Genomic DNA, 17,679 nt, shown 5'->3' with positions numbered 1-17,679 from the left:
ATCCGAGATACGCTTCAAGCCGGTAGCCCACTACATCGCCGTTCAACTGATCGTGATGGCAGCGGCCAATCCGATTTCTGCTACCGGAAGGCGATTGACGGAGTTGCGGGCCGGGATCGGCGGGCTGTTTCTGGATCGCCGTCCAAGGCCTACCAGGCCAAGGACGGTGAAGATCTCAAAGACTCGCTACCCGGTGAACCGCAAGGCCGCTCCGCTTAAGTGAACAGTATTACCGCTCCGCGCGGGCTTTTTCATGCCCGCACGGAATGCCTGCCTACACTCAATGTCAGGATGACAAGGCGAGGAGGTTTCCATGCAGGTACGCCCCTATCTGTTCTTCCATGGTCGCTGCGATGAGGCGCTGGCGTTCTACCAGCATGTTTTCGGCGCGAAGGTCACTGCGCTGATGCGTTACGAGGAGGCCCCCGGACCGTCGCAGGTCCCGGATGGCTGGGCAGACAAGGTGATGCACGCGAGCCTGCAGATCGGCGACACCCAGGTCTGGATGTCCGACGGGCGGGGCGAGCGGCACCTGCCGTTCACCGGCTTCTCCCTGGCGGTGAGCCTGCGCGGCCCGGTCGAGGCGGAACAGGCGTTCGCCGCCCTGGCCGATGGCGGGCAGGTCGACATGCCGATGGAGAAGACCTTCTGGGCGCAGCGCTTCGGCATGCTCACCGACCGCTTCGGGGTGGGCTGGATGGTCAGTTGCGACTGATCTCGCTCGACGAGGAGTCCTGAAACGACGAAGCCCGCCGGATGGCGGGCTTCGTACGCATTGCGCGGATCAGGCGTTGAGCTGCAGGCGCTCGCTGGTCAACTGGTTGATTTCGCGGTAGGCCGCGGCATCGGTTTCCAGCTGTTTCTCGCGGGCCGGGAAGATTTCCAGCAGCTTGGCGGTCCACTGCGGCGAACGGGTCTGCTCGGGGAAGCAGCGCTCCAGCAGGCCGAGCATGATCGACACGGTGACCGACGCGCCCGGCGAGGCACCGAGCAGGGCGGCGATGGTGCCGTCCTCGGCAGACACCAGTTCGGTACCGAACTGCAGGATGCCGCCTTTCTTCGGGTCCTTCTTGATGATCTGCACGCGCTGGCCGGCGGTTTCCAGGCGCCAGTCCTCGGTCTTCGCCTGCGGATAGAACTTGCGCAGGGATTCCAGGCGCTGGTCCATGGACTGCATGACTTCCTTCACCAGGTAGCGGGTCAGGTCCATGTTGTCGCGGGCCACCGAGAGCATCGGCAGCAGGTTGCTGGTGCGCACCGACAGCGGCAGGTCGAGGAAGGAACCGTGGCGCAGGAACTTGGTGGAGAAGCCGGCATAGGGTCCGAACAGCAGGGATTTCTTGCCGTCCACCACGCGGGTGTCCAGGTGCGGCACGGACATCGGCGGGGCGCCGACTTCGGCCTGGCTGTAGACCTTGGCCTGGTGCTGGCTGACCACTTCCGGGTTGTCGCAGCGCAGCCACTGGCCGCTCACCGGGAAGCCGCCGAAGCCCTTGCTTTCCGGAATGCCGGACATCTGCAGCAGCGGCAGCGCACCGCCGCCGGCGCCGAGGAAGACGAACTTCGCCTTGACCTTGCGGTTCTCGCCGGTGCGGGTGTTCTTGATGTCGACGCTCCAGCCTTCGTCTTCGCGCTGCAGGCCGGTGACTTTCTGGAAGTAGCTGACATTGGTGCCGGACTGGGTCGCCAGGTAGCCCAGCAGCTGGTTGGTCAGCGCGCCGAAGTTGACGTCGGTGCCGCTTTCCATGCGAGTGGCGGCGACCTGCTCGTCGGCCGGGCGGCCCGGCATGGTCAGCGGCGCCCACTGGCCGATCAGCTCGCGGTCTTCGCTGTACTTCATGTCGGCGAAGGCGTGGTGCTGGATCAGCAGCTCATGGCGCTTCTTCAGGAACGGGATGTCCTTGCCGCGCACGAAGCTCATGTGCGGAACCGGGCTGATGAAGTTCCTCGGTGCGCCGAAGCCTTCCTTGCCGACCATGTAGGCCCAGAACTGCTTGGACACTTCGAACTGGGCGTTGATGTTGATGGCCTTCTTGATGTCGATCGAGCCATCCGCCGCCTGCGGGGTGTAGTTCAGTTCGCACAGGCCGGCGTGACCGGTACCGGCGTTGTTCCAGGGGTTGGAACTCTCGATGGCTCCGGATTCCTGCAGCTCGACGATTTCCAGCTTGATGCCGGGGTCGAGCTCCTTCAGCAGGGTCGCCAGGGTTGCACTCATGATGCCGGCGCCAACCAGCAACACGTCCAGTGCTTCGTAATTGTTCTGCGCCATTAACGCGTCTCCAGGATCTTCAGCAGCAAATTGATGACAACCCATCCGGCGCCTTGGCGCTCGAGGATGGCAGCCCGGAGGAGCGGGAGCGCCTGGCGCTCGCCGAAAGGTCCGGGGCTGGGATGTCGAATACTTCGCGACGGCTGCGGAACGCCGGCTGGCATTCGCGCAACCGCATACGGATGCCGTCGCGGCCGAGTTCGAAGGAGGGGATGCGCACCTTCAGTTCGGCGGTCATGCGGCGGAAGGCATCCGCGATGCAAACGGGTACGTCCACGACGGTGCTGTCAGGCGCCGTTGAGGAAGGTTCCTGTGCCGACAAAGCTGTTCAGTGCTGCGGGGGTACGCGTTGATGGTGCTTCTACCGACGCAAAACTATTCATTGCTCGCCACACTCTCGTGAAGTAGTGAAAAACCTTCAAATCACGCTCTTTTGGATACGTGAAGCTCAAAGGAAGTCGTTGTCGCGGGCCTGCCCAGCTTCTGCGGGGAAGAGGGGCACGCTGCATCCATGCTCAAATTCGACGCAACAAACGGTACAAAGCGACCGGCCGGGGCCGATGCGAATGGCGACTCTCTATGAGGGTGTGGCAGCGGACAATGTCATCTGCGTGCCCGATCAGGAGGCGTCCTTATAATCGGGGGGCGATTATAACGGCGAAATGAAAAAAAAGCCCTTGGCCTTAGACTTTTTTCCTACTGCCTAAGTCATGCTTTCCGCTTTTCGCACCGCCCCGGTGCGGTTCGCCCCGTCGCGGATCATTTCCAGAAACCACGCGGCCTGCAGCGGAACCCCTCCGCTTGCCGCCGCGTCCAATGGCATGTGCTGTCAGTGCACGCCGACGGTCGGTATACTGCCGGCCATTTCGTGCCCAACCATGGAGAGATGAGCATGCTGCATCGTTTGTTGCTCAGCCTGATCGCTGCCGCCAGCCTGGCCATCGCCGGCTGTGCCCTCAGCCCGCAACAACTCAACCCCGAACCGGTCTTCAAGGGCCCCATCACCGCCGTCGGCCAGGGCCAACCGGTGGTCGTGAAGGTCGTCGACGGCCGCCCGAACACGTCGCTCGGCACCCGTGGCGGTCTTTATCCGGAGACCAGCGCGATCACCGTGCGCAGCCAGGACGTGATTCCCAAGCTGCAGGCCCAGGCCGAGGCCGCCGTGCGCCTGCTCGGCTTCACCCCGTCGCCCAACGCCTACAACGCGCCGCAGCTGACCCTGACCCTGGCCGAGCTGAAGTACCAGTCGCCGAAGGAAGGCATGTACGTCACCGAGGCGAACATCGGCGCGACCTTCCGCGTCGACGTGCAGAACAGCCAGCGCCGCTACAGCGGCCGCTATGGCGCCTCGCTGAACCAGCGCTTCGGGATGGCTCCCAATCAACAGACGAACAGCAAACTGGTCAGCGACGTGCTCAGCGACGCCCTGACCCGCGTGTTCAAGGACCCGACCATCGGCCAGACCCTGAACCAGCGCTGAGTTCGCCCAGCGAAAAAGCCCGGGTCATCCGCCCGGGCTTTTTCATGCCTGCCGCCTTTTCAGGCGGCCTGGCGGAACGGGTCCATCTCGCTCAGGCCGATGCGCTCGTTGACTTCCGGCAGGTCCAGATGCTCGCGCCCGCAGGCCTGGCAGTAGACCAGCCAGCGGTCGTCCTGCACGTTGAACGAGAGCTCGGTGACGATTGCCTCGATTTCATCCAGATGCTCGGCTAGGTATGCGTTGTCATGGGCGACGGTCTCGAACATGGCGATTCTCCAGGGGCTGGTTGGGGGACGTGACCGGGGAAATCCTAGCGAGCAGCATGCCAACCCTGGATTGCAGGCGTGTGACCACGCTCGTCGCAAATCGATTTCTGCGCGGTCACGTTCGGATACAATTCGCGCCTGTTTTTTCTTTCCTGGCGTGCCGCGGGCGGCCGCCGAATTCCCACGGACTCACCTTCAGCGTTATCTCGATAACCTGCGTGCAGTTCTGAAGCGGAGGTTGCGATGTCGCTGCAGGCGTTATTGGCCCTGTTCAAGGCCGATCCCGGTCGGATTCTCAATGACCTGGCGCTGTTCTTCACCCTCGCCGGCGCCTGGCTGCTGCTGGCCACGCGCCGCCGCGAACAGCGCGCCACGGCCCGCCTGGTGGCGCAGAACGAGACACAGGCGCTGCCGCTGGACGAGCCGACCCTGCGGATGAACCGTTTCTTCTATCGCTTCGGCTATGCCTGCATGATGCTGGCGCTGGCGGTGAGCTGGTACAGCACGCAACTGTAAGGAACCTGTTTCGCCAGCGAGCTGGCGAAAACGGCGGACAGAAAAAAGCCTGCGCATGCGCAGGCTTTTTTCGTCGGGAGCCGCTTACAGGCTGGCGATCTTCTCGCGCTGCACGATCAGGTTGCTCAACGCCTGTTCGGCCTCGGCCAGCTTGGCGCGCTCCTTCTCGATCACCTCGACCGGAGCCTTGGCGACGAAGCCTTCGTTGGCCAGCTTGCCGCCGACGCGCTTCACTTCGCCGTCCAGGCGGGTGATTTCCTTGTCCAGGCGCGCCAGTTCGGCGGTCTTGTCGATCAGTCCGGCCATCGGCACCAGCACCTGCATCTCGCCGACCAGCGCGGTGGCGGACATCGGCGCTTCCTCGCCTTCGTCCAGCACGCGGATGGTTTCCAGCTTGGCCAGCTTCATCAGCAGCGGCTCGTTGTCGGCCAGGCGGCGGTGGTCTTCCGGCGAGGCGTTGGCGAGGATCAGGTCGATGCGCCTGGCCATGGAGATGTTCATCTCGCCGCGGATCTGCCGCACGCCGAGCATCAGCGCCTTGACCCACTCGATGTCGCCTTCGGCGGCGGCGTCGATCTTCGACTCGTCGGCGATCGGCCAGGGTTGCAGCATCAGGGTGTCGCCCTGCTTGCCGGCCTGGGCCTTGATGCGCTGCCAGATTTCCTCGGTGATGAACGGCATGAACGGATGCGCCAGACGCAGCGCCACTTCCAGCACGCGGATCAGGGTGCGGCGGGTGCCGCGCTGGCGTTCGATCGGGGCGTTCTCGTCCCACAGCACCGGCTTGACCAGCTCCAGGTACCAGGCGCAGTACTCGTCCCAGATGAACTCGTAGAGCGCCTGGGTGGCCAGGTCGAAGCGGAAGGCGTCGAGCTGGCGCGCGACTTCCTGCTCGGTGCGCTGCAGCTGGGAGATGATCCAGCGGTCCACCGAGGACAGCTCGACCGGCTCGCCATTGACGCCGGTGTCCTTGCCATCGGTGTTCTCGATGACGAAGTTGGCGGCGTTCCACAGTTTGTTGCAGAAGTTGCGGTAGCCCTCGACGCGGCCCATGTCGAACTTGATGTCACGGCCGGTGGAAGCCAGCGAGCAGAAGGTGAAGCGCAGGGCGTCGGTGCCGTAGCTGGCGATGCCCTCGGGGAACTCGGCCCTGGTCTGCTTGGCGATCTTCTCGGCGAGCTTGGGTTGCATCATGCCGCTGGTGCGTTTCTCCAGCAGCTCGTCGAGGGTGATGCCGTCGACGATGTCCAGCGGGTCGAGCACGTTGCCCTTGGACTTGGACATCTTCTGGCCCTGGCCGTCACGCACCAGGCCGTGGACGTAGACGGTCTTGAACGGGATCTGCGGGGTGCCGTCCGCGTTCTTCACCAGGTGCATGGTCAGCATGATCATGCGGGCGACCCAGAAGAAGATGATGTCGAAGCCGGTGACCAGCACGTCGGTGGGGTGGAAGGTCTTGAGGAACTCGGTCTGTTCCGGCCAGCCGAGGGTGGAGAAGGTCCACAGGCCGGAGCTGAACCAGGTGTCCAGCACGTCCTCGTCCTGGCGCAGGGCGATGTCGCCGAGGTTGTGTTTGGCGCGTACTTCCGCCTCGTTGCGGCCGACGTAGACGTTGCCGGTCTCGTCGTACCAGGCCGGGATGCGGTGGCCCCACCACAGCTGGCGGCTGATGCACCAGTCCTGGATATCGCGCATCCAGCTGAAGTACATGTTCTCGTACTGCTTCGGCACGAACTGGATGCGGCCATCTTCCACGGCGGCGATGGCCGGCTCGGCCAGCGGCTTGGTGGAGACGTACCACTGGTCGGTGAGCCAGGGCTCGATGACGGTGCCGGAGCGGTCGCCCTTGGGCACTTTCAGCGCGTGGTCGTCGATCTTCTCGAGCAGGCCGGCGGCCTCGAAGTCGGCGACGATCTTGCGGCGCGCGTCGAAGCGGTCGAGATGGGCATAGGCGGCCGGCAGGCTGCCGTCCACCTCGGCGTTGACGCTGCCATCGAGGTTGAACACCTGGGCGGTGGCCAGTACGGCGGCGTCCTTGTCGAAGATGTTGATCAGCGGCAGGTCGTGGCGCTTGCCGACTTCATAGTCGTTGAAGTCATGGGCCGGGGTGATCTTCACGCAGCCGGTGCCGAACTCGCGGTCGACGTAGTCGTCGGCGATGATCGGGATACGCCGGCCCACCAGCGGCAGCTCGACGAAGGTGCCGATCAGCGCCTGGTAGCGCTCGTCTTCCGGGTGCACGGCCACGGCGGTGTCGCCGAGCATGGTTTCCGGACGGGTGGTGGCGACCACCAGGTGGTCCTTGCCGTCCGCGGTCCTGTGGCCGTCGGCCAGCGGGTAGCGCAGGTGCCAGAGGTGGCCCTTCTCGTCATGGTTCTCCACTTCCAGGTCGGAAATGGCGGTGTGGAACCTGGTGTCCCAGTTCACCAGGCGCTTGCCGCGGTAGATCAGGCCGTCCTCGTGCAGACGCACGAAGGCTTCCTTCACCGCTTCCGACAGGCCGTCGTCCATGGTGAAGCGCTCGCGCGACCAGTCCACGGAGGAGCCGAGGCGGCGGATCTGCCGGGTGATGGTGCCGCCGGACTGGTCCTTCCACTCCCAGACCTTCTCCAGGAACTTCTCGCGGCCCAGGTCGTGACGGGCGATGCCCTGGGCGGCCAGCTGGCGCTCCACCACCATCTGGGTGGCGATGCCGGCGTGGTCGGTGCCCGGCTGCCACAGGGTGTTGCGGCCCTGCATGCGGCGGTAGCGGATCAGCGCGTCCATGATGGCGTTGTTGAAGCCGTGACCCATGTGCAGGCTGCCGGTGACGTTCGGCGGCGGAATCATGATGGTGTACGGCTCGCCGGAACCTTGCGGGGCGAAATAGTTCTCTTTCTCCCACAGGGGGTACCAGTGGGATTCGATGGCGTGGGGCTGGTAGGTCTTGTCCATGAGCGCGGCGGGACCCTGATAAGGCTAGACGGAAAACCGCTGAGTATAACGGGGCACGGGGCTTGGCGGCCACCGGCGCGGTTGGCGGCATGCCAGGGACAGCATTTGTAGGAGCGAGCTTGCTCGCGAACCGCTTGACGCGGTGGTCGCAGGGAAAGGTTCGCGAGCAAGCTCGCTCCTGCAGGGAAGGCGGCGGGGCGGTCAGGGCTTGCGCTGGGCCAGCATCCACTGCAGGCGCGCTTCCAGGCGGCGCTGCAGTTCCGCTTCGATCTGCGGCACGAAGTCGTCGATCACGTCCTGCAGGAGCAACTGGGCGGCGGCGCGCAGTTCCTTGTCCAGTCTGGCCTGCTCGCTGGAGAGGGTGGTGACCTGGGTGGTCAGCAGTGGCGGCTCGATCTCCAGTTCTTCCTCGATCTCCTCAGGCTCGTCCACTGGCGGGCGCGGGGCGGGGGAGACCACGTCGGACAGCAGCGGAATGTTGTCCGCCTGGAAGGACTCGGTCAGCGACTCGTTGTCCGACTCGCCAAGCAGTTCGTGGATCGATTCGAGATCGTCCAGCAGGTGATCGGGATCTTTCGGAGGCTTGTGGTTTTCCATGGCTCGTCGTTGTGCGGCAGTCAAGGACGCGGCAGCGGATGGGTATCCAAAGGATAGCCTTGTTGGCGATAGGTTCGGAAATTCTCCCGCGCCGCCTGGCGGATCGAGGGTTCCTCCACCACCAGCTCGGCGATGCGCGCGAAACGCGGGGCGAATTCCGGGATGGCCAGGGTCAGGTTGATCAGCAGGTCGCGCTGGCCTTCCGGCGGCGCGCCGAGGCCGAGGGCCACCGGCGCGGCGGAATCTTCTTCCATGTCGCTGTGGGGGATGAACGCCTCGCCACGGAAGCTCCACAGGCGGGCGTCCAGACTGTCGCGCTGGGCGGCGTCGGCGCACAGCAGGTAGACGCGCATGCCTTCCCGCCACGCCTTGGCGGCGAGGCGGCAGGCGAAGCCCAGGCGCGCGTCGGGATCGGCGCTGGGCAGAACATAGAAGTCGACGCGGGTGGTCACTTCACGCGATCCAGCAGGTACTGGGTCAGCAGCGGCACCGGGCGGCCGGTGGCACCTTTTTCCTTGCCGCCGCTGATCCAGGCGGTGCCGGCGATGTCCAGGTGCGCCCAGTGGTACTTCTTGGCGAAGCGCGAGAGGAAGCAGCCGGCGGTGATGGTGCCGGCCTTCGGCCCGCCGATGTTGGCGATGTCGGCGAACGGGCTGTCCAGCTGTTCCTGGTACTCGTCGAACAGCGGCAACTGCCAGGCGCGGTCGTCGGCCTGCTCGCCGGCCTTGAGCAACTGGCGGACCAGGGCGTCGTTGTTGCCCATCAGGCCCGAGGTATTGCTGCCCAGGGCGACGATGCAGGCGCCGGTGAGGGTGGCGATGTCCACCACCGACTGCGGCTTGAAGCGCTCGGCGTAGGTCAGGGTGTCGCACAGCACCAGGCGGCCTTCGGCGTCGGTGTTGAGGATCTCGACGGTCTGCCCGCTCATGGTGGTGACGATGTCGCCCGGGCGGCTGGCGCGGCCGCTGGGCATGTTCTCGGCGCAGGCGAGCAGGCCGACCAGGTTGATCGCCGGCTGCAGTTCCAGCACAGCGCGGAAGGTGCCGAGCACGCTGGCGGCGCCGCACATGTCGAACTTCATCTCGTCCATGCCGAGGCCCGGTTTCAGGCTGATGCCGCCGGTGTCGAAGGTGATGCCCTTGCCGACCAGCACGTGCGGCGCGTCCTCCTTCCTGCCGCCGTTGTACTGCAGGACGATCAGCCGCGGCGGCTGCTCGCTGCCCTGGGCGACGGCGAGGAAGGAGCCCATGCCGAGGTCGCGCAGCTTCTTCTCGTCGAGCACTTCCACCTTCAGGCCCTTGTACTCCTTGGCCAGGGCCCTGGCCTGCTCGCCCATGAAGGTCGGGTGGCAGACGTTCGGCGGCAGGTTGCCGAGGTCGCGGGTCAGCGCCATGCCGTTGGCGATGGCCCGGGCTTCCTTCGCGGCCTGCTCGACGGCGGCGGCATCGGCCTTGTCGGCGAGCAGGGTGATCTTCTTCAGCTTGAGCGCATCGGCCTTCTGGCTCTTGTAGCGGTCGAACACGTAGACGCCGTCGGCCAGGGTCTCCACCTGCAGGCGCGCCTTGCCGTGGGCGCTGCGGCCTTTCACCGCGAGATCGCCGAGGGCCAGTACGGCGTCGCTGCCGCCGAGAGTCTTCAGGCTGCCGAGGACCGAGGAAACCAGTTTGCGGTATTGGCGGTCGGATAGTTCTCGTTCCTTGCCGGCACCCACCAGCAGCACACGCTCGGCCTTGAGGTTCGGCAGGTTCTGCAGCAGCAGGGTCTGGCCGACCTTGCCGGCCAGATCGCCGCGCTTGAGCAGGCTGGCGATGGCGCCGCCGGTGGCCTGGTCCACGGCCTGGGCGGTGGCGCCGAGCTTGCGGCCCTCGCCGACGGCGATGACCAGGGTGGCGGTTTTCAGGGTTTCCGGACGTGCGCTTTTGACAAGGAATTCCATTTTGGGTGTCCCCGGGAAGGCTCTGAATGGCGAGGTGGTCTGCGTGGCCCTGCGCAGTGACAGGCCTGGCGAATCGCAGGATAATGCCGGCTATTTTCGCCGCTTGCGTACGAGCGCGGGCGGCGATGCTTCAAGGCGGCTAGTTTGAGCGTAGCCGCCCGAGCGTGACAACCCTGGAGTGTCCGGTTTGATTGTCTTCCGTTATCTGTCCCGCGAAGTGATGGTGACCCTCAGTGCGGTCAGCGCCGTACTGCTGGTGATCATCATGAGTGGCCGTTTCATCAAGTACCTGGCGCAGGCCGCCCAGGGCATGCTGGACCCCGGCGCCCTGTTCATGATCATGGGAGTGCGCCTGCCCGGCTTCCTCCAGCTGATCCTGCCGCTGGGGCTGTTCCTCGGCATCCTTCTCGCCTATGGCCGCCTGTACCTGGAAAGCGAGATGACTGTGCTTTCCGCCACCGGCATGAGCCAGCAGCGCCTGTTCGGCTACACCCTGATCCCGGCCACCGTGGTGGCCGCGATCGTGGCCTGGCTGAGCCTGTCGCTGGCGCCGCAGGGCATCGCGCAGATGCAGCTGCTGCTGAACAAGCAGGACGCGATGACCGAGTTCGATACCCTGGCGCCGGGGCGCTTCCAGTCCATGAAGGACGGCACCCGGGTGACCTACACCGAGACCCTGTCGAGCGACCGCACCGCGCTGGGCGGCATCTTCATTTCCGACCGGAATGCCTCCAGCAGCGGCAAGGACCGCGGCATCTCCCTGCTGGTGGCGGAGAAGGGCGTGCAGGAAATCCATGCCGACGGCAGCCGCTACCTGATCCTCCACGACGGCTACCGCTACGACGGCACGCCGGGGCAGGCCGACTACCGCGCGATCAAGTACGACACCTACGGCGTGCTGCTGCCGAAGCCGGAAGTGAGCAGCGAGATCGACGATCGCGACGCCATCCCCACCTCCGAGCTGTTCGGCAGCGACAACCCGCGCTACCGCTCGGAACTGCAGTGGCGTTTCTCCATTCCGCTGCTGGTGTTCGTCGTCACCCTGCTCGCGGTGCCGCTGTCGAGGGTCAATCCGCGCCAGGGCCGCTTCCTCAAACTGCTGCCTGCCGTGCTTCTCTATATGACCTACCTGGCTCTGCTCATCGCCGCCCGCGGCATGCTCGACAAGGGCAAGATTCCCTTCAGCCTCGGCCTCTGGTGGGTGCATGGCATCTTCCTGGCGATCGGCCTGGCGCTGCTCTACTGGGAGCCGGCGCGGCTGAAGTGGGATGCCCGCCGCGCGAGGAGGCTGGCCCATGGTTAAGCTGAACCGCTATATCGGCACCACGGTGTTCTTCAGCATCCTCGGGGTGCTCGGGGTGATCCTCGGCCTGGCCCTGCTGTTCGCCTTCATCGACCAGCTCGGCTCGCTGGACGACAGCTACACCGTCACCGAGGCGCTCAAGTTCGTCTTCCTCACCGCGCCCAGCCGCGCCTACGACATGCTGCCGATGGCGGCGCTGATCGGCTGCCTGATCGGCCTCGGCAGCCTGGCCAGCAGCAGCGAGCTGACCATCATGCGCGCTGCCGGGGTTTCCCTGTCGCAGATCGTCTGGGCGGTGATGAAACCGATGCTGGTGCTGATGTTCGTCGGCATCCTGGTCGGCGAATACATCGTGCCCTGGACCGAAACCCTGGCCCAGAGCGGCCGGGCCCTGGCGCAGAGCGGCCACGGCGCGCAGAGCGCCAAGCGCGGCCTGTGGCACCGCCAGGGCGACGAGTTCATCCACATCAACGCGGTGCAGCCCAATGGCGTGCTGTACGGGGTAACGCGCTACCACTTCGATAGCGAGCATCATCTGCAGACCGCCAGCTTCGCCAGGCGCGCGACCTTCCAGGAAGATCGCTGGCTGCTGGAAGACGTGACCACCACCGTCCTGCTGGCCGACCAGAAGCGCAGCGAAGTGCGCAATGCGGCCACCGAGGAGTGGGACGTACAGCTCAGCCCGCAACTGCTCAACACCGTGGTGATGGAGCCGGAGGCCCTGTCGATCAGCGGGCTGTGGCGCTACATCCACTATCTCCGCGAGCAGGGCCTGAGCACCGATCGCTACTGGCTGGCGTTCTGGACCAAGGTCCTGCAGCCGCTGGTGACCGCGGCGCTGGTGCTGATGGCGATTTCCTTCATCTTCGGTCCGCTGCGTTCGGTGACGCTTGGCCAGCGCATCTTCACCGGCGTGCTGGTGGGCTTCACCTTCCGCATCGCCCAGGACCTGCTCGGCCCGGCCAGCCAGGTCTTCAACTTCCCGCCGCTGCTGGCGGTGCTGGTGCCGGCGCTGATCTGCGCGCTGGCCGGGGCCTGGCTGCTCAGGCGGGCGGGGTGAGCTTCGCCTCTGCGCAGAACCCATGAAGAAAGCCGGCGATCGCCGGCTTTCTTCATTTTCCCTGTCCCTTCCTGATCGCCTTGGGTATCTGCACCACAACGCTTTCCGAGTAGCGGTCGTGCCAGGTGCGCTTGTCCTTGTCCCAGAGCATCCACAGGAAGCCGAGGCCCAGGCACAGCCAGGAGCCGATGGCGATGACGAAGCGCAGCAGCGCCTGCATCAGGCTGATGGCCGAGCCGTCCGGGTTCTGCACGCGGATGCCCCAGACCTGCATGCCGAGGGTCTGGCCGCTGTGGGTCCAGAACTTGGCGAAGAAGGCGAACAGGCTGAGGAACAGCAGGCTGGACAGCAGCGGGTCGCCGATCAGGCCGCCCTGATCGGCGAGCTGTTTGAGGCGATCGCCACCGAGGATCAGGCGCAGGATGCCCTGCTGGTAGATCAGGGTGACCACCATCAGCAGCGCGACGCAGAGCAGGAAGTCGTAGAACATCGCCGCGAAACGGCGGATCAGGCTGGCAGCGGCGAAATCGCCCCTGGGTTCGAGTGTTCGTCTGGACATGGCATTCCCCTGCGCGGCGCGAAAAACACGCGGGCATGAAAAAACCCGCCGAGGCGGGTTCTTCTGGTGTTTTTGGTGCCTCGGGAGAGACTCGAACTCTCACTCTGTCGCCAGAAACGGATTTTGAATCCGCCGCGTCTACCGATTCCGCCACCGAGGCAATGGCGGCGGAGTATAGGGAGCGGCTCTGCGCCGGTCAATCGGCGCGCGTGGTCAGAAAAACGCAATTCCTTTAAGATATGCGGCCCTTCGAGATAGTCCCCCATGCGTGTCGCCGATTTTCATTTTGACCTGCCCGACAACCTGATCGCCCGCCATCCGCTCGCCGAACGCCGCGCCAGCCGCCTGCTGGTGCTGGACGGCCCGAGCGGCGAACTGGCGCACCGGCAATTCGCCGATGTGCTGGAACTGCTGCGCCCGGGCGACCTGATAGTGTTCAACAATACCCGGGTGATCCCGGCGCGCCTGTTCGGCCAGAAGGCTTCCGGCGGCAAGCTGGAAATCCTCGTCGAACGCGTGCTGGACAGCCACCGCGTGCTGGCCCACGTGCGTTCGAGCAAATCGCCCAAGCCGGGTTCGACCATCCTCATCGAGGGCGGCGGCGAGGCGGAGATGCTGCAGCGCCACGACGCGCTGTTCGAGCTGCGCTTCGCCGAGGAAGTGCTGCCGCTGCTGGAACGGGTCGGCCACATGCCGCTGCCGCCCTACATCGATCGTCCGGACGAAGCGGACGACCGCGAGCGCTACCAGACGGTCTACGCCGAGCGCGCCGGCGCGGTGGCCGCACCCACCGCCGGGCTGCACTTCGACGAGGCGCTGCTCGAGGCGATCCGCGCGAAGGGCGTGGAAACCGCGTTCGTCACCCTGCACGTCGGCGCCGGCACCTTCCAGCCGGTGCGGGTGGAGCGCATCGAAGAGCACAGGATGCACCACGAATGGCTGGAAGTCGGCCAGGACGTCGTCGACGCCGTGGCCGCCTGCCGCGCGCGCGGCGGCCGCGTGGTGGCGGTCGGCACCACCAGCGTGCGCTCGCTGGAAAGCGCCGCGCGCGATGGCGAACTCAAGCCGTTCAGCGGCGATACCGACATCTTCATCTACCCCGGCCGGCCCTTCCATGTGGTCGACGCCCTGGTGACCAACTTCCACCTGCCCGAGTCCACGCTGCTGATGCTGGTCTCGGCCTTCGCCGGCTACCCGGAGACGATGGCCGCCTACGCCACGGCGGTGGAGCAGGGTTACCGCTTCTTCAGCTACGGTGATGCCATGTTCATCACCCGCAATCCCGCGCCGCGCGGACCCGAGGTCTGATCCATGAGTTTCATGAATTTCGAGCTGCTGGCTACCGATGGCAAGGCCCGTCGCGGCCGCCTGACGTTCCCTCGTGGCGTGGTGGAAACCCCCGCGTTCATGCCGGTGGGCACCTACGGCACGGTGAAGGGCATGCTGCCGCGCGACATCGAGGGCATCGGCGCGCAGATCATCCTCGGCAACACCTTCCACCTGTGGCTGCGCCCGGGGACCGAGGTGATCGGCAAGCACGGCGACCTTCACGATTTCATGCAATGGAAAGGGCCAATTCTGACGGACTCCGGCGGTTTCCAGGTGTTCAGCCTGGGCGCGCTGCGCAAGATCAAGGAGGAGGGCGTGTACTTCGCCTCGCCGGTGGATGGCGCCAAGGTCTTCATGGGGCCGGAAGAGTCGATGGCGGTGCAGCGCGCGCTGGGCTCGGACATCGTGATGATCTTCGACGAATGCACGCCGTATCCCGCGGAATTCGACGTGGCCAAGCGCTCCATGGAGCTGTCGCTGCGCTGGGCCAAACGCTCGAAGATCGCCCACGGCGACAGCCCGTCGGCGCTGTTCGGCATCGTCCAGGGCGGCATGCACCAAGAGCTGCGCATGCGCTCGCTGGAAGGGCTGCAGGAAATCGGCTTCGACGGCCTGGCCATCGGCGGCCTGTCGGTGGGCGAGCCGAAGGAAGAGATGATCCGCGTGCTGGACTTCCTGCCGCCGCACATGCCGGCGGACAAACCCCGTTACCTGATGGGGGTCGGCAAGCCGGAGGATTTGGTGGAAGGTGTGCGCCGCGGCGTCGACATGTTCGATTGCGTGATGCCGACCCGCAACGCCCGCAACGGTCACCTGTTCGTCGATACCGGCGTGATCAAGATCCGCAACGCGGTGCACAAGCACGACGAATCCCCGCTGGACCCGACCTGCGACTGCTACACCTGCAGCAACTTCTCCCGCGCCTACCTGTACCACCTGGACAAGTGCGGCGAGATGCTCGGCAGCATGCTCAACACCATCCATAACTTGCGGCATTATCAACGGCTTATGGCTGGTTTGCGCGAGGCAATCCAACAGGGTACATTTGCGAACTTTGTCGATGCCTTCTACGCCCGGCGCGGCCTCCCGACGCCGCCGCTGGCCGAGTGACCTCATTTCAAGTATTTGCCACAGGAGTTTTCAATGAGCTTTCTGATTCCCGCCGCCTTCGCCGACACCGCTCCGGCCGCTGCCGCCGCCGGCCCGGCCGGCACCGGTTTCGAGTGGGTGTTCCTGGTTGGTTTCCTGGTCATCTTCTACCTGATGATCTGGCGCCCCCAGGCCAAGCGGAACAAGGAGCACAAGAACCTGCTGTCCGCTCTGCAGAAGGGCGACGAGGTGGTCACCTCGGCTGGCATCGCCGGCAAGGTGATCAAGGTCGCCGACGATTTCGTCGTGGTCGAGGTTGCTGCCAACGTCGAGCTGAAGTTCCAGAAGGGCGCCATCGCCGCGACCCTGCCGAAGGGCACTCTGAAGGCCATCTGATCCAGTACCGATATAACTACCGACGGGGCGCATGAAGCGCCCCGCGTCATAAACGGGCGGTGTCATGCTCAACAAATATCCCCTGTGGAAGTATCTGCTGATCCTGGCGGTTCTCACCGTCGGCTTCATCTATTCCGCGCCCAACCTTTATCCCGACGATCCGGCCATCCAGATCAGCGGCGCGAGCACCGCGCTGAGCATCACCCAGGCCGACGTGGACAAGGCCAGCAAGGCTCTGGCCGACGCCAACATCGCCGTCAAGGCCGGCTCCGTCGGCAAGAGCAGCGCGCTGATCCGCCTGGTCCGCCAGGAAGACCAGCTGCCGGCCAAGGACATCGTCCGCCGCGCGCTGGGCGACGACTACGTGGTCGCCCTGAACCTCGCCCAGACCACTCCGGACTGGCTGCGCAAGCTGGCCGCCAGCCCGATGAAGCTCGGCCTGGACCTGTCCGGTGGCGTGCACTTCCTGCTCGAAGTGGACATGGACAAGGCCGTCGATGCGCGCCTGAAGGTCTACGAGAGCGAAGTGAAGAGCGCCCTGCGCAAGGAGCGCCTGCGCTACCGCAGCCTGCCGGTGCAGGATCGCGCCATCCAGCTCGGCTTCACCGAAGAGGAGCAGCTGGACAAGGCCCGCGCGCTGATCGCCAGGGACTTCCGCGATTTCGAGGTGACCCAGGCCGAGCGCAACGACATGCAGGTCCTGCGCCTGAGCATGACGCCCGCCAAGCTGGCGGAAATCCGCGAATACTCGATCAAGCAGAACCTCACCACCGTCCGCAACCGCGTCAACGAGCTGGGTGTGTCCGAGCCGCTGGTGCAGCGCCAGGGCGCCAACCGCATCGTGGTCGAGCTGCCCGGCGTGCAGGACACCGCCGAGGCCAAGCGGATTCTCGGCAAGACCGCCAACCTGGAGTTCCGCCTGGCCGCCGAGCCGGATGCGCTGCGCTCCTCCACCGAGACCTTCGAGTTCCGCGAGCCGCGCCGTCCGCCGGTCCAGCTGGAGCGCGGCGTGATCATCACCGGTGACCAGGTCACCGATGCCAGCGCCAGCTACGACGAGAACGGTCGCCCGCAGGTCAACATCCGTCTGGATGGCCATGGCGGCGAGCTGATGAACCGTGCCACCCGCAACAACGTCGGCCGCAGCATGGCCGTGGTGTTCATCGAGCAGAAGCCGATCACCCGCTATACCAGGCAGGTGGTCGACGGCGTCGAGCAGGAAGTCGCGGTTCCGGCGTTCAAGGAAGAGAAGAAGATCATCAGCCTGGCGACCATCCAGTCGCCGCTCGGCAACCAGTTCCGCATCACCGGCCTCGACGCGCCGGGCGAATCGTCCGAACTGGCCCTGCTGCTGCGCGCCGGTGGCCTGGCCGCGCCGATGTACTTCGCCGAGGAACGCACCATCGGCCCGAGCCTGGGTGCCGACAACATCGCCAAGGGTGTCGACGCTTCCCTCTGGGGCATGCTCTTCGTGTCGGTGTTCATCATCGTCATCTACATGTTCTTCGGTCTCATCGCTACCGTGGCGCTGGCCTTCAACATGGTGCTGCTGGTGGCGCTGATGTCGATCCTCGGGGCCACCCTGACGCTGCCCGGCATCGCCGGTATCGTGCTGACCATGGGCATGGCGGTGGACGCCAACGTGCTGATCTTCTCGCGGATCCGCGAGGAGCTGGCCAATGGCATGTCCGTGCAGCGGGCGATCCATGAAGGCTTCGATCGCGCCTTCACCGCCATCGTCGACGCCAACCTGACGTCGCTGCTGGTGGGCGGCATCCTCTACGCCATGGGTACCGGTCCGGTGAAGGGCTTCGCCGTCACCATGTCGCTCGGCATCCTCACCTCGATGTTCACGGCCATCATGGTCACCCGCGCAATGGTCAACCTGATCTTCGGTGGGCGCGACTTCAAGAAGCTGTGGATCTAAGGCGGGGGCTGTCAT

Annotated in this window: 17 protein-coding genes, 1 tRNA gene and 1 pseudogene; 10 read left to right on the top strand and 9 right to left on the bottom strand. The window is 65.3% G+C overall.

Annotated features, from left to right (window positions below; all coding sequences use genetic code 11):
* Both BLR75_RS25630 and BLR75_RS25625 read left to right on the top strand, forming a co-directional pair.
* A pseudogene (locus BLR75_RS25630) lies at positions 1–223 on the top strand (IS4 family transposase); the annotation flags it as partial.
* Positions 224–313: 90 nt separating this feature from the next.
* Positions 314–715 (top strand): VOC family protein, encoded by a 402-nt coding sequence (locus BLR75_RS25625; protein ID WP_084315553.1) that lies wholly within the window; start codon positions 314–316, stop codon positions 713–715.
* Positions 716–784: 69 nt separating this feature from the next.
* On the opposite strand, the gene mqo is transcribed toward BLR75_RS25625, so the two are convergent.
* Together mqo and BLR75_RS25615 are read right to left on the bottom strand one after the other, a co-directional pair.
* A complete protein-coding gene (gene mqo / locus BLR75_RS25620) occupies positions 785–2,272 on the bottom strand; it encodes a malate dehydrogenase (quinone) (protein WP_090416175.1) in 1,488 nt (495 codons plus the stop codon).
* Positions 2,273–2,291: 19 nt separating this feature from the next.
* A complete protein-coding gene (locus BLR75_RS25615) occupies positions 2,292–2,510 on the bottom strand; it encodes a hypothetical protein (protein ID WP_139207060.1) in 219 nt (72 codons plus the stop codon).
* A gap of 654 nt (positions 2,511–3,164) precedes the next feature.
* Here BLR75_RS25615 and BLR75_RS25610 point away from each other — a divergent pair.
* Positions 3,165–3,752, top strand: coding sequence for a YajG family lipoprotein (locus BLR75_RS25610; protein ID WP_084315118.1), 588 nt, complete (start codon positions 3,165–3,167; stop codon positions 3,750–3,752).
* A gap of 59 nt (positions 3,753–3,811) precedes the next feature.
* Here BLR75_RS25610 and BLR75_RS25605 read toward each other — a convergent pair whose 3' ends face one another.
* Positions 3,812–4,018 (bottom strand): hypothetical protein, encoded by a 207-nt coding sequence (locus BLR75_RS25605; RefSeq protein ID WP_084315046.1) that lies wholly within the window; start codon positions 4,016–4,018, stop codon positions 3,812–3,814.
* A gap of 243 nt (positions 4,019–4,261) precedes the next feature.
* On the opposite strand from BLR75_RS25605, the gene BLR75_RS25600 reads away from it, so the two are divergent.
* Positions 4,262–4,534, top strand: a complete 273-nt coding sequence (locus BLR75_RS25600) for a hypothetical protein (protein ID WP_084315047.1) — start codon at positions 4,262–4,264, stop codon at positions 4,532–4,534.
* Positions 4,535–4,618: 84 nt separating this feature from the next.
* Here BLR75_RS25600 and BLR75_RS25595 read toward each other — a convergent pair whose 3' ends face one another.
* From BLR75_RS25595 to BLR75_RS25580, 4 genes are all read right to left on the bottom strand, one after another.
* Complete coding sequence (locus BLR75_RS25595) at positions 4,619–7,468, bottom strand: valine--tRNA ligase (RefSeq protein WP_084315048.1); 2,850 nt, start codon at positions 7,466–7,468, stop codon at positions 4,619–4,621.
* Between the two features lie 201 nt (positions 7,469–7,669).
* Positions 7,670–8,065 (bottom strand): DNA polymerase III subunit chi, encoded by a 396-nt coding sequence (locus tag BLR75_RS25590; RefSeq protein WP_084315049.1) that lies wholly within the window; start codon positions 8,063–8,065, stop codon positions 7,670–7,672.
* A gap of 20 nt (positions 8,066–8,085) precedes the next feature.
* Positions 8,086–8,517 carry a DNA polymerase III subunit chi gene (locus BLR75_RS25585; RefSeq protein ID WP_084315050.1) on the bottom strand — a complete coding sequence of 144 codons (432 nt, stop codon included), beginning with the start codon at positions 8,515–8,517 and terminating at the stop codon, positions 8,086–8,088.
* Positions 8,514–10,001 (bottom strand): leucyl aminopeptidase, encoded by a 1,488-nt coding sequence (locus BLR75_RS25580; RefSeq protein WP_084315051.1) that lies wholly within the window; start codon positions 9,999–10,001, stop codon positions 8,514–8,516. The genes BLR75_RS25585 and BLR75_RS25580 overlap by 4 nt, the downstream gene beginning before the upstream one ends.
* A 187-nt stretch (positions 10,002–10,188) precedes the next feature.
* Between BLR75_RS25580 and lptF the strand changes: the two genes are divergently transcribed.
* Both lptF and lptG read left to right on the top strand, forming a co-directional pair.
* Positions 10,189–11,304, top strand: a complete 1,116-nt coding sequence (gene lptF / locus BLR75_RS25575; RefSeq protein ID WP_084315052.1) for an LPS export ABC transporter permease LptF — start codon at positions 10,189–10,191, stop codon at positions 11,302–11,304.
* The gene (gene lptG, locus BLR75_RS25570) at positions 11,297–12,364 is read left to right on the top strand and encodes an LPS export ABC transporter permease LptG (RefSeq protein WP_084315053.1); all 1,068 of its coding nucleotides are present in this window, start codon (positions 11,297–11,299) and stop codon (positions 12,362–12,364) included. The genes lptF and lptG overlap by 8 nt, the downstream gene beginning before the upstream one ends.
* Before the next feature lie 52 nt (positions 12,365–12,416).
* On the opposite strand, the gene BLR75_RS25565 is transcribed toward lptG, so the two are convergent.
* The gene (locus BLR75_RS25565) at positions 12,417–12,923 is read right to left on the bottom strand and encodes an RDD family protein (protein WP_084315054.1); all 507 of its coding nucleotides are present in this window, start codon (positions 12,921–12,923) and stop codon (positions 12,417–12,419) included.
* A gap of 73 nt (positions 12,924–12,996) precedes the next feature.
* A tRNA-Leu gene (locus tag BLR75_RS25560) sits at positions 12,997–13,083 on the bottom strand.
* A 104-nt stretch (positions 13,084–13,187) separates the two neighbouring features.
* Here BLR75_RS25560 and queA point away from each other — a divergent pair.
* The 4 genes from queA to secD all read left to right on the top strand — a co-directional run bounded on the left by queA (position 13,188) and on the right by secD (position 17,664).
* A complete protein-coding gene (queA, locus tag BLR75_RS25555; RefSeq protein WP_084315055.1) occupies positions 13,188–14,231 on the top strand; it encodes a tRNA preQ1(34) S-adenosylmethionine ribosyltransferase-isomerase QueA in 1,044 nt (347 codons plus the stop codon).
* Between the two features lie 12 nt (positions 14,232–14,243).
* A complete protein-coding gene (gene tgt / locus BLR75_RS25550) occupies positions 14,244–15,362 on the top strand; it encodes a tRNA guanosine(34) transglycosylase Tgt (protein ID WP_090416173.1) in 1,119 nt (372 codons plus the stop codon).
* 33 nt (positions 15,363–15,395) lie between these two features.
* A complete protein-coding gene (yajC, locus tag BLR75_RS25545; protein WP_084315057.1) occupies positions 15,396–15,737 on the top strand; it encodes a preprotein translocase subunit YajC in 342 nt (113 codons plus the stop codon).
* 64 nt (positions 15,738–15,801) lie between these two features.
* On the top strand, positions 15,802–17,664 hold the full coding sequence (secD, locus tag BLR75_RS25540; RefSeq protein ID WP_084315058.1) for a protein translocase subunit SecD: 1,863 nt from the start codon (positions 15,802–15,804) through the stop codon (positions 17,662–17,664).
* The last annotated feature ends 15 nt before the right edge of the window (positions 17,665–17,679 follow it).

The sequence above is a fragment of the Pseudomonas jinjuensis genome (assembly GCF_900103845.1).
GTDB classification, from domain to species: Bacteria; Pseudomonadota; Gammaproteobacteria; order Pseudomonadales; family Pseudomonadaceae; genus Pseudomonas; species Pseudomonas jinjuensis.
The sequence above is the reverse complement of the archived record's forward strand: the minus strand, read 5'-3'. Positions and strand labels throughout refer to the sequence as shown.